Genomic DNA, 14310 nt, shown 5'->3' with positions numbered 1-14310 from the left:
ATTGCGTACAAATTTACTTTACATACTTTTTTTTATTGGACTTCTTGTCAATTTTGGCCTTTATGGACAAGAAAAAGAATCTGAAAAAATAGATTTTAGCTACCTGATCAAAAACAAGGCCGATTCTATAACCCAACAGGTGAAATATGCAATAGGTGATACTATTGTACAACAGCAAAAAACAAAAAAAAGAGAAACCCTTACCGATGTTGTAGATGCTTTTGCGAAAGACTACAAAAAACTTTCCAGGAAAAATAACACCATGGAATTATACAATGAGGCTGTTGTAGAATATGGTGATATGACCATAAACGCTGGTAGAATATTATTAAATAATTCCACAAGAGAAGTCTTTGCAGCGGGGATAATAGACTCTGCTGGCACATATACTCAGTCTCCAACTTTTAAGCAAGGTAATAATATTGTAGAACCCGATAGTTTGATTTTCAATTTTGATTCTCAAAAGGCTTTGGTCTTCAATTCAAGAACCGAACAAGGTGGTTTTAAAGTGAAAGGAGAAATTTCAAAACGTCAAAACGATTCCATCTATTATTTGGCAAACGCAAAGTTTACAACAGCAGAAGATGTCGATGATGCAGATTATTATTTTTTCGCAAGGAAAATCAAATTTGTTCCAGACAGCAAAATCGTTACAGGGCTTGTCAATATGTATATTGCCGATGTACCAACACCCCTTGGGTTACCTTTTGGTTACTTTCCTCTCACAGACAAACAAGCCTCTGGCTTTATCATTCCTGCCTATGGAGAAAACCGAAATAGAGGCTTTTTTCTTATGAATGGAGGCTACTATTTTGCGATAAGTGATAATGTAGATTTAGCTGTACAGGGAGATTATTATACCAATGGAAGTTATGGATTACGGATGGAAAGCAATTATAATGTACGCTATCGCTTCAATGGTAATGCTGCCATACGCTATGAAAAACTATTACTGGAAGAACGTGGATTCCCAAACTTTAGTGAAACCACTGTGTTCAATATAAGATGGAGCCATAACCAAGATCAAAAAGCAAACCCATCTTCCAGGTTTTCTGCATCTGTAAATTTAGGCTCAAGCGACTATTACCAACAGTCTGTAAATCAAAATAATACAGGTAATTTCTTAAACAACACTTTAAATTCTTCGGTATCATATTCTAAAACATTTGATGTTGAACCTGCTATGAATCTCAACATTTCTGCTACTCACAACCAAAATACAAATACGCAGGTCATCAATATGACGTTGCCTACTTTGCAGTTTAGTATTGGTCGTGTATTTCCTTTTGAACCTAAAACCGGTGCAAAGAAAGGTGCTATCGAGAATATAAATTTACAGTATAATTTGAGAGCGGAAAATCGAATATCCACAACGGACTCTTTATTTTTTAGACCTGAAATGTTTGAGTCAGCCGACGTTGGTGCTAGACACACTATTCCTATATCAACAAACTTCAAAATCTTCAATCATTTTAGTGTAAGTACCAGTGCAAACTTCAATGAAGTTTGGACCTTAAGAACCTTTGACCAGCGTTTTGATGAGCAATTAAGGCAAGTAGAACGGGATACTGTAAATGGATTCGATTCTTATAGAACTTATGATTTTTCCACGTCTGTTGGTACAACCGTATATGGAATGTTTGACTTTGGAGATAACAAAAAAATTAAAGCCATAAGGCATGTGGTAAGACCTTCAGTTTCCTATAATATAAGCCCTGCCTTTGACCAGTACTACGATGAATATACTAGAACAGGAATTGCTGGACTAGAAGACGAAGTTGTTGAATTTTCAAGATTTGAAGGTACTTTGAACGGAGCTCCTGGTAACAATTTTGCCAGCAGTATGTCTTTCAATGTCACCAATGACATCGAAGCCAAAGTAAGAAAGAAAGATTCAACACTCACAGGAGAAGACCGTTTTGAAAAACGAAGCTTATTAAGCAATTTTGGCTTAAGTACCAATTATAATTTTGCGGTTGATTCTCTAAATTTAAGTCCAATTTCTGTAAGAGGAACACTTCCTATCGTAAAAGACAAATTGGCTATCAATTTTTTAGGGACTTTAGATATGTATGCTTTAAATAGCAACAACAGAAGGATTAACACGCTCAACATAAATAATGGCGGCAGCTTGTTTAGACTTACAAGAGGTAATGCCAGTTTTAGCTATTCGTTTTCGAATAAAGATTTTCAGAAAAAAGATGATGATGAGGACGAAGAAGATGAAGATGAGGAATTCGATTCTGAAAGCTTTAGAAATGGTGGTCGACCCGATGACCTTTTTGGAACAAGTGAAATGATGAATCGACCCGACCCCAATAAAGACCCTGTGTCTGATGAGAATGACAGGTACAATTATGCAATCCCCTGGAATTTGAATTTATCTTACACCATGACTTATGCCAATGCTACTAGAGAAAATGAAATAAGCTCACACTCAATCATGTTCTCTGGAGATGTGGAGCTTTCTCCAACCTGGAAAGTAGGTGTATCTTCTGGCTATGATATCAGAAATAAAGGGTTTTCTTTTACTCAGCTAAGATTTGCCAAAGATTTAAAAAGCTGGCAAATGAGTTTCAACTGGACACCATTTGGTGTAAGAAGGTCTTGGTTTTTCTTTATTGGTATAAAGTCAAATATTTTGCAAGATGTGAAATATGATAAAAACAGAGAACGCGATAGAACCTTACAATAGACAATTATGAAAAAAATTATCAAAACTAAACACGCTGCAGCACCAATTGGACCATACAACCAAGCGATTTTAATAAAGGGGTTTCTTTACACCTCTGGTCAAATTGCTATTAATCCAGAAACGGGAGAAACTGAATTTGATTCTATAGAAAATGAAACCCAACGGGTTATGAAAAGTCTTGAAGCTATTTTAAAAGAAGCCACTATGGATTTTTCTAACGTCATCAAAGTTTCTATTTTTATTTCTGACATGGATAACTTTTCGAAAATAAACAAAATCTATGGTTCTTATTTCGACGAAAAAAATGCACCTGCCAGAGAAACTATTCAAGTCGCCAGACTACCCAAAGATGCTAATGTAGAAATAAGCCTGATAGCTTATCAAGAATAAAAATATATGCTTCTTAGCCCCATAGACTGGATCATTATAATTTCTTTTTTTGCACTAAGTCTTGGCATTGGTATATATGTTTCAAAATCCAGCGGAAAAAGTGCTAAGAATTTTTTCCTGTCTGGAAGGAATATGTCCTGGTGGCTACTTGGAATTTCCATGGTGGCTACCACCTTCGCAGCTGACACTCCCGGGCTGGTTGCTGGTATAGTAAGAAATGACGGCGTATACGGCAATTGGGTTTGGTGGAGTTTCTTGCTTACGGGAATGCTTACCGTTTTTTTTTATTCTAAACTTTGGCGTAAAAGTGAAATCTCAACAGATTTAGAATTTTATGAGTTGCGTTATAGCGGAAAGAGTGCTGCATTCCTGAGAGGTTTCAGAGCTATTTATTTAGGCGTTTTTTTCAACATAGTAATTATGGCAACGGTCTGTTTAGCAGCTATCAAGATTGGTCATGTCATGTTCAATTTCTCTGCAGTAGAATCTTTGGTCATATCGTGTTCAGTAACAGTGCTATATTCAATGCTGGGTGGTCTAAAAGGAGTCATCCTTACTGATTTTATTCAATTTGCCATTGCTATTGCTGGAAGCATCTGGGCAACGGTTTATATTGTAGAAATGCCAGAAATTGGTGGGCTACAGGAGTTATTATCTATTCCAGAAGTTCAGATTAAAAGTTCAATCTTCCCAGATTTTACCAACCCTGAGGTATATGTTCCAATTCTTGTTGTGCCCCTGGCTGTTCAATGGTGGAGTGTTTGGTATCCAGGAGCAGAACCCGGTGGTGGTGGCTATATTGTACAGCGTATGCTGGCAGCTAAAAATACAAAACACGCTACCCTTGCTACACTATTATTCACTGTTGTTCATTATGCCGTTAGGCCCTGGCCTTGGATTATTATTGGGCTCGCCTCTATTGTTTTGTTTCCAGATTTACAAAGTCTTGCTTCAGCCTTTCCAGATCTAAATGAAGAATTTATAAAAAATGATTTGGCCTATGCAGCAATGCTTTCTTACTTACCTGCTGGTCTTTTAGGCCTTGTTGTTACCTCACTCATAGCAGCATTTATGAGTACAATTTCTACTCATCTCAATTGGGGAAGTAGTTATGTGGTCAATGATTTTTATGTCAGATTTATTAAGCCTAACGCTTCAGAGGGAAATAAAGTTATGATTGGAAGGTTATCCACTTTTTTGATGATGATTTTTTCAGCACTATTGGCACTAGTTTTAGAAGAGGCAAAGGAAGCTTTTGATTTGTTACTTCAGATTGGTGCGGGAACTGGGTTACTTTTTATCCTTAGATGGTTTTGGTATCGTATCAATCCCTATAGCGAAATAGCTGCCATGCTCTCTTCATTTGTCATAGCAGTAATTTTCTTCATTGGAAAAACCAATAACTATTGGCAAATAGATTCATATGTTGAGCTTGTCATTGGTGTTTTAATAACAACTTGTATTTGGGTTGGTATTACTTTGATAACAAAACCATCCTCCAAAGAAACACTATATTCTTTTGAAAATAAAGTATTTGACAATGGTAAATTTGAAGGATTTAAATTTAAAATAGTTGGATTTGTAGCAGGAGTGGCTGGGGTTTATTCATCTTTATTTGCGACAGGATATCTTATTTATAACAATATACTTCTGTTTTCTATATCTTCCTTTATTTCTTTATTAGCTATTGGTATTTTAATAAGGTATTGGAAAAGGATAATCAATTAGAGGTTCTATTGGATGGAAAATTGATATAAGAAGGTAATTCTATATTTTTTTCATCTGGATTCTTATCTCTCGCTTTCTTTTCTTTTTTGACGTACTTTTCATCCAATATTTTGTTCATCAATTCTTTAAAGGTGTCAAAGTCGACCGTATAAGTTAGCCCAATGCCTTGAGTATATCCAAGCTCCTCACCTATGAACTGTATGTCGCTTTCTCTATTGAATACGCTCGCTCTCAAATTTCCTGTTTCATTCAACAAGAAATTGACTTCTACATCTCCAAAAACGACTGATTCTGTAACCCCACCCACAGGAACACCAAATCTTCCATTGATAAGTACTCTGTCACTTATTTTAGTTTTGATAGAAAGTCCTACTCTGTCTGCCAAGTTATTCTGGGTTAGGCTTCTGTCATTTTGCTGGTAGTTCAATCCAAGTTTGAATTTGTTATCGTCTTTAGATATGATATCATCTACAATTCCAGATGCTCTCTCAATTAAATTTCCAGTAATAGCGTTTTGTCCAAGTCCAGATTGACTATAAAACGTACCCTGTGTTACTAATGATAATGCCTGGAGCTCAGTATTTTCTCTGCCTTGAACTCTGTATTCCAATTCACTTTTTACTACAGAAGAAAGATTGGGATAGTTCAAACTAAACTCAATGTCTGGCTGTACGATCTGGCCTCCCAGATTTATTAAAACTTCTACAGGAATATCGCGATTTACGGATGGGTTTTCCAGTAATATTGCTGGATTAGCTTCAGTGACATATTTGGCTTGAACATCAATGTTGGCTCTCACAGGATCCCCATTCCATGTTAAATTGGATCCTGGAACCACCTCAAACCGCTTTTGTACTAATCCTGAATATTTAAAATTATATTCTCCCTCATAAGCAACAAAATCTCCGTACATATTAAATTTACCGTTGGTATTGATTTCAATTAAAAGTGTCCCTGCTCCTCTTCCTTTCAAACTACTTCCATTTACAGGATCTACAACGATTTCAACTTCTGCATCTCTAGTAATATCAAGGTCAAAATTAAGACTTAAGCCTTTTACTTCTCTGGTCTTTAATTTGCGTCCTGCCTCTTTGGAAAGTTTATCTTCCGAAGTCAAAAAGTAAATGAACGAATTATCACCAAGAGATTCAGAATCATCTAATGGAATTTTGAAAACAGTATTCTTCTGTGTAATAGCATTTACATTGATTTCAATCTCATCTGTAGGGCCAACTATAGAGGCGTTTCCATCAATAAATGCGGTCCCATAATATAAGTCCCCTTCTTTAAATTTTGTATCAAGCGCCACTAGATTGTTAGAGCTAATATTCAAATCAATAAACCAATCTCTCAGGTTGTCATTACTTATTGTTCCATTAAGAGAGCCTTGGGTTTTATATTTTACATCAGTTACCCCTATATTATCAAATACAAAATCTTTATTATCAAATCCAATTCTAGAATTATCATCAAAATCAAAGTCGATGTTGAGATAAGGGACATTAAGGCCGGCATCTTTAAGCAATAATTCTCCATTAAAAAAAGGATCATCAATCTTTCCACTCACGTCTACTTTTCCAGTTGCAAAACCCCTTATTTTTGAAATTACATCTGCACCAAAAACGCTAAATGAACTTAGATCAAATTTGTCAAAATTAACATTCACATCGAAGTACTGATCGTTTTCTATTGTAAATACAGAGCCATCGGCTTTGAATAATGACTCGCTGTCTTTGGTTAATTCAGAAATAAGGTTGAAGGAACTTAGGTCTTTGTTTCCATCAGCTTCTAAACTGAACTGACCATATTTGACATCATTGAATTCAAAATCTTGAATCACTACATCAAGATTGGGGGCATAAATCTTATCTTCCTGAAATATATCCAATTTACCGTCAAGAACACCTTCAAATTGGATGCTATCTTTTTTTGGAAAAATATCAGCTAATTTGATCTTATCAAAATTTAGTTTTAAATCTTTATATGTAGAATCTCTTAGGATTCCATCAAGAAGTATCGATTGTTTTCCGCTGGAAATTTTTAAGGAATCAATATTGAAATTTTGAAAACCTCGTTCTATCTCTACTTTATTGTTGTCGTCAGAATCCCTGTTGACGAACCATAAATTATCATTATAAACGATACTCGAACGCTTAAATCCAAAAGTAGATCTATTCTCGTCATTAACCGTTTGATAAATACTCAGGTTGAAATTATCTTTTTGAAGTTGCCCTCCTTTGAATTCTGTCCTTACAAAAAGGGTATCTTTCAAGTTTACATTTATCATATTGAAATCTGAAATATCATAATAGGAGGTCATTATTTTTTCAATCTCCACGTAAGAATTATAAAGTGGACTATCTGTATCTATCTGAATGTTGATATTGTCAAAAGTATTATCATATACCTTTAGATGTGGTGACCTAAAGTTAAGTGAAAAGTCGTCCTGACTTGCATCAATACTTCCTCTTATGAAAGTATTGGGAGCTACTTCTATTTCTGGAAGAAAGACTTCTACGATTTTGTTGTAAACGTTGAGATCAAAATCAATGTATTGGTAACTTTCACTTGGTTTTGACTTGCTTCTAAAATATAAGTTTTCAACTGCATCCGAAAATAATTGAGGTAATGAAGTTAATTTAAATTCACCTTCCAATTTGCCACTGATCACGTCTGGACTGTCGATATTGATAGTTTGTTTTGAATCTCTAAAGGAAGATTCTACAATTAAATCCTCAAAATTGTAAATTTCTTGAGTGTTCTCATACGTAAATGAACTAAAATTGAGATTGCCTTTAAGTTCGTCAATAGAATTTCCTTTTAAATCAACCTTCAGATTTCCTTCAAAATCTGCCATGGTATCCCGCTTAACAATATTAAGGGCGTATAAATCAGCATAATCTACATCAGCTTGAAAATTAAAGGCATTTTCTTCTTTAGAAGCATCAAGTAAGCCTTCAAAAGAGAATAAAAAATTTGGATCCAGACTTTCTATCTCTCCATTAAAATAGGGGGCCTTAAAATTACCGTTCAATTCAATATTTCTGTAAGTATACCCGTTTATGCCAATAGAATTGATGGTTCCAATAGCCAAAGTATTCAGAGAGGACTGGGTGAAACCAGAACCGTTTACATTAAAACTAAAAGTGGCATCACCAAGAATTTTGGAATCGAAAAATTTTGAAAGATTGAATTCTGTGACATCAATGAAGCCACTATATTCAGCAGATTCTGGACTTTGAAAGTTTTCAAAGTTCAAATTTACAGCAGCTCTGCCAAGCTCAGTGTTTAATTTCAAAACGGTAAATAAATTGCTTTTGGATAAATCTATTTTTCCTGAAAGTTGAGTAACACCAAACTTTTCAAAATACGGTGGCAGATTAGGTTCCAAATCTGATGGTAGTAAATCTATTAAATCCTGATAATTTGTAGTAATGTCTAACGAATATCCATCCATCTGGAAAGGTGAGTCGCCGAAAGAATTTATCAGGGTCAAATCCCCTGTTATTTTAGTATTTTTTAGTCCATTAATGTTTAGAGACTGTAAATTTAGGTTGTTGAGTTGACCTGTAGCTCTCCCTGTTAACATCATTTGATTACCATAACCAAAACCGCTATAATATCTCCTTAGGTCTGTGCTGGATAGCAATGATTTATTAAAATCAGCTTTAATATTTACTTTGTCAAGAAAATTTTTAAGATCTTTTCTTTCATAGTCAAATTGAAGTTCACCTTGAATTTGAGAATATGGGGTTTCAAGCATTAAATTCTTTAAGTGCATATGCTCAGGACTATAGGTAAACTGAGTACTAAAGTCTTCAACAATAATTCCTTCTTTGAGAATCCCAGACATGCGCCTCAGGTTGAAGTTAAGATCGGGGCCTTTTATTTTAAAGTTTGAAATATTAAAGTCTAAGTCACTCACAGAGAATGTCGGGTCAGAACCAATATTTTCATTTATGATAACAAATTCACTTTCAAAGGCAAGTGCCCTGTTAATTTTTAATTGAAATGCTTGAGTTGATGTAGAGGTCGTATCATTTAACTTATCCAGGAACTTTGTGAATTCATCAAACTCTTCTCCTTTGTATTGTTTCAGCTTGAATTTAAGTTGATCTAATTCAGTATTTGAAAAATGAAGATTTCTTCCTGAAATATTAGTAAGATTTATCAAAGAAGTCGTCAGTGATTTTGCATAAACGATGGTGTCTTCATAATCATCTTTAAGCAAAAGCTCATCTAAAACAATATTCCCTTTATAGTTAATCTTGACACTTCTTACACTTAAATCTGTCTGGTAAGCTTCATTAAAGTTATCAGTAAGTTTCTTACCATAGTAAGTTTGAACTTGAGGAATCAAGAAAATAAGTACAACTAGCAAAAGCAACAACACTACTGCTATAAAAATTTTCTTTATAAAATTCCAAACCTTTCCGAGCACTCTGATGATTAAATTTTTTCAAAGATATATCAAATACTAATCCTAAATGCTTTTAACCAAGCCACAAATTTATTTAGATTTGTCTTTATTATTGAATTCTAGCTTATACATGACAAAAAAGGAAAACGTTTACATACTTGCGATAGAATCCTCCTGTGACGATACGTCCGCTGCTGTATTTTGTAATGATGAAATTCTCAGCAATATTGTTGCAACTCAGCAAGTTCATAAGGAATATGGTGGAGTTGTACCAGAATTGGCTTCCAGGGCACATCAGCAACACATTGTTCCTGTTGTAGACCAGGCCATCAAAAAAGCAAATATTTCTAAAAGTGATTTGTCCGCAATAGCTTTTACAAGGGGTCCAGGTCTTATGGGTTCTTTGCTCGTAGGTAGTTCCTTTGCTAAATCTTTAAGTCTTGCTTTGAGTCTTCCTCTTATAGAGGTGAATCACATGCAGGCTCATCTATTAGCTCACTTCATAAAAGATAAAGACAAAAAAAAACCTGATTTTCCATTTTTAGGAGTAACCATAAGTGGGGGTCATACTCAAATTGTAAAAGTTACAGATCATTTTGAAATGGAGGTTATTGGTGAAACATTGGACGATGCCATTGGAGAAGCCTTTGATAAATGTGGTAAAATGCTAAATCTGCCCTACCCTGCAGGCCCCGAGATTGATAAGCTTTCAAAACTTGGAGATCCGTACAAGTTTGAGTTTGCAAAGCCCAACGTAAAAGGATTGAATTTTAGTTTTAGTGGCTTAAAAACCTCTGTGCTGTATTTTCTTCAAAAGCAAACGAAAGATAATCCGGATTTTATAGAAGAAAATATAGAAGACCTTTGTGCTTCCTTTCAAAGAAAAGTAGTTGACATTTTAATGTCCAAATTGCAAAAAGCTGTTAAGGAAACTGGCATCAATGTGGTTGCTATTGGTGGTGGAGTTTCTGCTAACTCGGGCATCCGAACTGCATTATTGGAAAAACAAAAAACTAATCATTGGAATGTATTTATTCCAAAATTTGAATATTGCACAGATAATGCTGCAATGATTGGAATTGTTGGTTACCTTAAATATAGAAAACAACTATTTACTGACTTAGCCACAGCATCAAAGGCTAGGTACGCAATCTAATTTTTATTATGAAATCAATTATCCTATTACTTTCATTTTTGAGTCTTCAGGCCTATTCTCAAAACAATTTGTTTCGTCACAATCAAGATGTTTATGCAGATTTCGGATATTCTAAGGAGGAGTTATCAGAATTTAGATCACAAGGAACACTTTCAGTTTTCAATAAAGAAAGACATAATTCAAATTTAGCGAATGAACTATTTGAGCTTAAACAAGGTGGAACTTTAAAGCTAAATAATGCTAATAACAAGAAAATCAAAGTTTTGAAAAAAGTAAACGTTGAGCATTTTAGAATCAATTATATATTTTTTGATGGCCAGGAAATGAGCTATGAGGACTTAGACCATTTGAGAGATCAAATCATCCAGATGTCAAAAAATCAGGATTTTGAACACTTGGCTCAAAGATATTCTATGGATATGAATAAGAATAAAGGTGGTGATTCTGGATGGTTCAAGAAAAGAAGTGTTCCAGAAGATTTCAAAAATGCTGCTTTGTCTAGCATAAGAGCTGCCAACGAAACCTTCAAAGTAGATCTTGAGGATAAGGATTGGTATTACTTAGTTTCAAAAAGTTATTCACCCAAAAATATAGAAGAAATTTTAGTATTAGAAACTCAAGATTAATGCAGTTATTCTACGAACCCAATTTTGATCCTAACACACAACTTATAGCAGTAAATGCTGAAGAGAGTAGACACATTTCTAAAGTGCTCAGAAAGAAAATAGGGGAAGTAATACATATTACAAATGGTTTTGGGAGCATTGCTGAAGGAATATTAAGGAGCAATCACCCAAAAAAATGTGAGATTGAGGTCATTAAAACTGAAGTTTTAAAACCTGTTTCTAAACATCTTCATATTGCCATAGCACCAACCAAAGCAAACGACAGATTTGAATGGTTTTTAGAAAAAGCAACCGAAATAGGGATTCAGGAAATTACACCTTTACTTTGTGAGCACAGTGAACGAAAAGTAATCAAAAGAGAGCGCTATGAAAAAGTATTACTAGCAGCTATGAAGCAATCTTTAAGTTCATTCTTACCCAAACTCAATAAACTAACTCCTTTTTCAGACTTTATTAGTTCTGACTTTAAATCAACAAAATTAATTGCTCACTGTGAAGATTTACCAAAAGAGAATCTATCAAAATCAATAGGTGAAAATAATTTAATACTGATAGGGCCTGAAGGTGATTTTTCAACTTCTGAAATTGATTTCGCTTTATCTAATGGCTTTAAAGCCGTTTCACTATCACAATCAAGATTAAGAACAGAAACTGCTGGTATGGTTGCCTGTCATACTGTAAATTTAATTCAATCTTTATGAGAATATCATTTTGGTTTTTATTTACTTTCATAGTTGGATTTCTCAACCTAAATGCTCAGGAGATAGCCCTTTTAAAATACGATGGTGGTGGTGACTGGTACAGCAACCCTACTTCACTTCCAAATCTTGTTGAATTCACAAACGAAACAACCAAAAGTAAAATTAACTCAGTGATAAAAGAGGTAAAACCGGAAGATCCTGAGTTATTTAATTATCCGTTTGTTCATCTTACAGGACATGGCAATATTTATTTTTCTGATGAAGCTGCTAAAAATCTGGAAAACTATTTATTAAGTGGAGGATTCCTTCATGCCGATGACAATTATGGATTGAAGCCTTATTTTGAAAAAGCTATAACAAAAGTTTTTCCAAATAGGAAGCTTAAAAAGCTCTCAAACACTCATCCTATTTTTTCATCAGAATTTAGATTTGAAAGCGGACTGCCAAAAATTCATGAGCATGACGGTAAACCTGCTGAAGCTTTTGGCATCGAAGATGACGAAGGAAGGTTGATGGTATTATTTACTTACGAGAGCGACTTAGGAAATGGCTGGGAAGATTCTTCAGTTCATGGAGATCCGGAAAATATAAGGCTTGAAGCCCTTAGGATGGGAGCAAATATTCTCAAATACGCATTCAATCAGTAATATGAAAGAAAAGCAGCTTCAACATCATCAAGTTAAGTTTGATAAAGATTCAGACATTGAAATAAGTATCTTTTTGGATCAAATAGATAGTCCTGCTAATTTAGGAAGCATATTTAGAAATGCTGAAGCCTTTGGAGTAACAAGGATTTGGATAAATCAAGCGAATAAAAAAGAATTAGAAAGCAATCGTTTTAAGAGAACTTCAAGATCTACGGAAAAGAATTTAGATGTCATATTTTATGAAGATCCAAACGAAGTTTTAAATAAGTTTAGCGGCTATAAAATAGGTTTGGAAATAACAAATAATAGCAGGGGCATATTGGCACTAAGTGGTACGGAAGCCAAAAATATTCTCGTGGTATTAGGTAATGAAAAATCAGGAATTCCTGATAGCATACTTCATGAACTAGATCAAGTTTACCACATAAATATGCACGGTAAAAATTCTAGTTTAAATGTATCACAAACTTTAGGTATTGCTTTATATGAAATCAGAAGGTGAGTATAACAAACTATCAAGCCCTGAAGTTATTCAATTTATTGAAGACCAATTAACTACACCTATCCCAGAACTTGTCTTGAAAGGCAGTCCGTTCCCCTCTATACCTATAAACTTATTAGTAAACCAAGTTGTAGGTAAAAATAAAGCAAGGAAAAAACTCCCAACCTGGCATAAAAATCCAAAAATAATATATCCTCCTAAACTAAATCTAGAACAGACATCTTCAGAAATAACAGCAAGGCACAAGTCAAAGTTAATAGAAGGAGATACACTTATTGACCTCACTGGAGGTTTTGGAGTAGATGATTATTTTTTTTCTAAACAAGTAAATAGCCTCACTTATTGTGAATATAATTCAGACTTATTTGAAATATCAAAATATAATTTCAATGTTCTCTCGGTTAAAAATATAAAATGCCTTAATCAAGATTCAATTGAATTACTTAAAGAATCAACTCATAAATACGATTGGATTTACGTAGATCCTTCACGAAGAAACAAAAATCAAAAAGTGTTTTTAATCAAAGATTCTTTACCCAATTTATTAGAACATCAAAAGCTTCTAGAGAATAAATCTCAACAAATGATGATCAAAACATCCCCAATGTATGACATCGAAGCAGGATACAAAGAGCTATCGGGTGTAAAAGAGCTTCATGTTGTGTCTATAAAAAATGAAGTAAAAGAATTGCTTTGGATCATCGATTGGAGAACTACTAGCAGTAGAAATATTAAGCTATACAATTACGATTCTCAAAAAAAATATACTAAAAACGTCTTACAGCACGATGGATTGATAAGTTCCGATAAAGTTGGCCTATCACCTTGTCTAAAGTATATCTATGAATTCAACTCGAGTATAATGAAATCAGGTTTGTACGATCGCCTGGCAATTAGATACGGTTTATTGAAATTAGAGCAAAACACAAATTTGTTTACTTGTGAAACTTTAATTAAAAGCTTTCCTGGTAAAATCTACAAAATGAATACTATAGAAACGATCAATTTTAAAAAACTTAAAAGAGAGTTTAAAGGCAGGTTTATAAATATCATCAGTAAAAATATAAAGCTAACACCTTCAAATCTGGAAAAGAAAATTGGCTTCAAAACTGGAACCGATACTGATTATCTAATTTTCGCAAAAACAATTGAAGGCAACAAGGTTATAAAAGCAACTAAATTATAATCAGATAGCCCATTAACTTATCTATTTACACCTGCATAATTAAGTTTGTGCAGGTGTTTTGTGTTTGAGTTTTGGAAGGGTATTATAAAATAAAAAACCCTTCATTACGGATGCAATGAAGGGTTTAGTATAAAGAAGGCGGCGACCTACTCTTCCACGGTATGTAGTACCATCGGCGCTAACGGGCTTAACTGCTCTGTTCGGAATGGGAAGAGGTGAGCCCCGTTGCTATAACCACCTTAAATCGTATCCCCTCTTG

The 14310-nt window shown here is 34.2% G+C and carries 10 protein-coding genes and 1 rRNA gene; 9 read left to right on the top strand and 2 right to left on the bottom strand.

Annotation, left to right across the window (positions count from 1 at the left end):
• The first annotated feature begins 1 nt into the window (after position 1).
• From LB454_RS00055 to LB454_RS00045, 3 genes are read left to right on the top strand one after another with little or no spacing between them, the layout of a single operon-like run.
• Positions 2-2695, top strand: a complete 2694-nt coding sequence (locus LB454_RS00055; RefSeq protein ID WP_224462267.1) for a putative LPS assembly protein LptD — start codon at positions 2-4, stop codon at positions 2693-2695.
• Between the two features lie 6 nt (positions 2696-2701).
• On the top strand, positions 2702-3085 hold the full coding sequence (locus LB454_RS00050) for a Rid family detoxifying hydrolase (RefSeq protein WP_224462266.1): 384 nt from the start codon (positions 2702-2704) through the stop codon (positions 3083-3085).
• A gap of 6 nt (positions 3086-3091) precedes the next feature.
• Positions 3092-4813, top strand: coding sequence for a sodium:solute symporter family protein (locus tag LB454_RS00045; protein ID WP_224462265.1), 1722 nt, complete (start codon positions 3092-3094; stop codon positions 4811-4813).
• Here LB454_RS00045 and LB454_RS00040 read toward each other — a convergent pair.
• A complete protein-coding gene (locus LB454_RS00040; protein WP_224462264.1) occupies positions 4806-9254 on the bottom strand; it encodes a translocation/assembly module TamB domain-containing protein in 4449 nt (1482 codons plus the stop codon). The two genes, LB454_RS00045 and LB454_RS00040, sit on opposite strands and share 8 nt — an antisense overlap.
• Positions 9255-9363: 109 nt before the next feature.
• On the opposite strand from LB454_RS00040, the gene tsaD reads away from it, so the two are divergent.
• The 6 genes from tsaD to LB454_RS00010 are packed head-to-tail and all read left to right on the top strand — an operon-like array spanning position 9364 to position 14051.
• The gene (tsaD, locus tag LB454_RS00035) at positions 9364-10389 is read left to right on the top strand and encodes a tRNA (adenosine(37)-N6)-threonylcarbamoyltransferase complex transferase subunit TsaD (RefSeq protein ID WP_224463846.1); all 1026 of its coding nucleotides are present in this window, start codon (positions 9364-9366) and stop codon (positions 10387-10389) included.
• Positions 10390-10397: 8 nt separating this feature from the next.
• Positions 10398-11015, top strand: a complete 618-nt coding sequence (locus LB454_RS00030; RefSeq protein ID WP_224462263.1) for a peptidylprolyl isomerase — start codon at positions 10398-10400, stop codon at positions 11013-11015.
• Positions 11015-11716, top strand: coding sequence for a 16S rRNA (uracil(1498)-N(3))-methyltransferase (locus LB454_RS00025; RefSeq protein ID WP_224462262.1), 702 nt, complete (start codon positions 11015-11017; stop codon positions 11714-11716). The genes LB454_RS00030 and LB454_RS00025 overlap by 1 nt, the downstream gene beginning before the upstream one ends.
• Positions 11713-12363, top strand: a complete 651-nt coding sequence (locus LB454_RS00020; protein WP_224462261.1) for a DUF4159 domain-containing protein — start codon at positions 11713-11715, stop codon at positions 12361-12363. The genes LB454_RS00025 and LB454_RS00020 overlap by 4 nt, the downstream gene beginning before the upstream one ends.
• 1 nt (position 12364) lies before the next feature.
• Entirely contained in the window at positions 12365-12865 is a 501-nt protein-coding gene (locus LB454_RS00015; protein ID WP_224462260.1) for a TrmH family RNA methyltransferase, read from the top strand.
• Positions 12849-14051, top strand: coding sequence for an SAM-dependent methyltransferase (locus LB454_RS00010; protein WP_224462259.1), 1203 nt, complete (start codon positions 12849-12851; stop codon positions 14049-14051). The genes LB454_RS00015 and LB454_RS00010 overlap by 17 nt, the downstream gene beginning before the upstream one ends.
• 133 nt (positions 14052-14184) lie before the next feature.
• On the opposite strand, the gene rrf is transcribed toward LB454_RS00010, so the two are convergent.
• Positions 14185-14293, bottom strand: a 5S ribosomal RNA gene (gene rrf, locus LB454_RS00005).
• Positions 14294-14310 lie beyond the last annotated feature (17 nt).

This window comes from Psychroflexus montanilacus, assembly GCF_020164535.1.
GTDB classification, from domain to species: domain Bacteria; phylum Bacteroidota; class Bacteroidia; order Flavobacteriales; family Flavobacteriaceae; genus Psychroflexus; species Psychroflexus montanilacus.
This window is presented reverse-complemented; position numbering and strand designations above follow the sequence as displayed.

What these genes read in the sequence shown, in the direction of transcription:
- tsaD (WP_224463846.1), top strand. Translation starts at nt 9,364, where the DNA reads ATGACAAAAAAGGAAAACGTTTACATACTTGCGATAGAATCCTCCTGT.
- LB454_RS00020 (WP_224462261.1), top strand. Translation starts at nt 11,713, where the DNA reads ATGAGAATATCATTTTGGTTTTTATTTACTTTCATAGTTGGATTTCTC.
- LB454_RS00010 (WP_224462259.1), top strand. Translation starts at nt 12,849, where the DNA reads ATGAAATCAGAAGGTGAGTATAACAAACTATCAAGCCCTGAAGTTATT.
- LB454_RS00030 (WP_224462263.1), top strand. Translation starts at nt 10,398, where the DNA reads ATGAAATCAATTATCCTATTACTTTCATTTTTGAGTCTTCAGGCCTAT.
- LB454_RS00050 (WP_224462266.1), top strand. Translation starts at nt 2,702, where the DNA reads ATGAAAAAAATTATCAAAACTAAACACGCTGCAGCACCAATTGGACCA.
- LB454_RS00015 (WP_224462260.1), top strand. Translation starts at nt 12,365, where the DNA reads ATGAAAGAAAAGCAGCTTCAACATCATCAAGTTAAGTTTGATAAAGAT.
- LB454_RS00045 (WP_224462265.1), top strand. Translation starts at nt 3,092, where the DNA reads ATGCTTCTTAGCCCCATAGACTGGATCATTATAATTTCTTTTTTTGCA.
- LB454_RS00025 (WP_224462262.1), top strand. Translation starts at nt 11,015, where the DNA reads ATGCAGTTATTCTACGAACCCAATTTTGATCCTAACACACAACTTATA.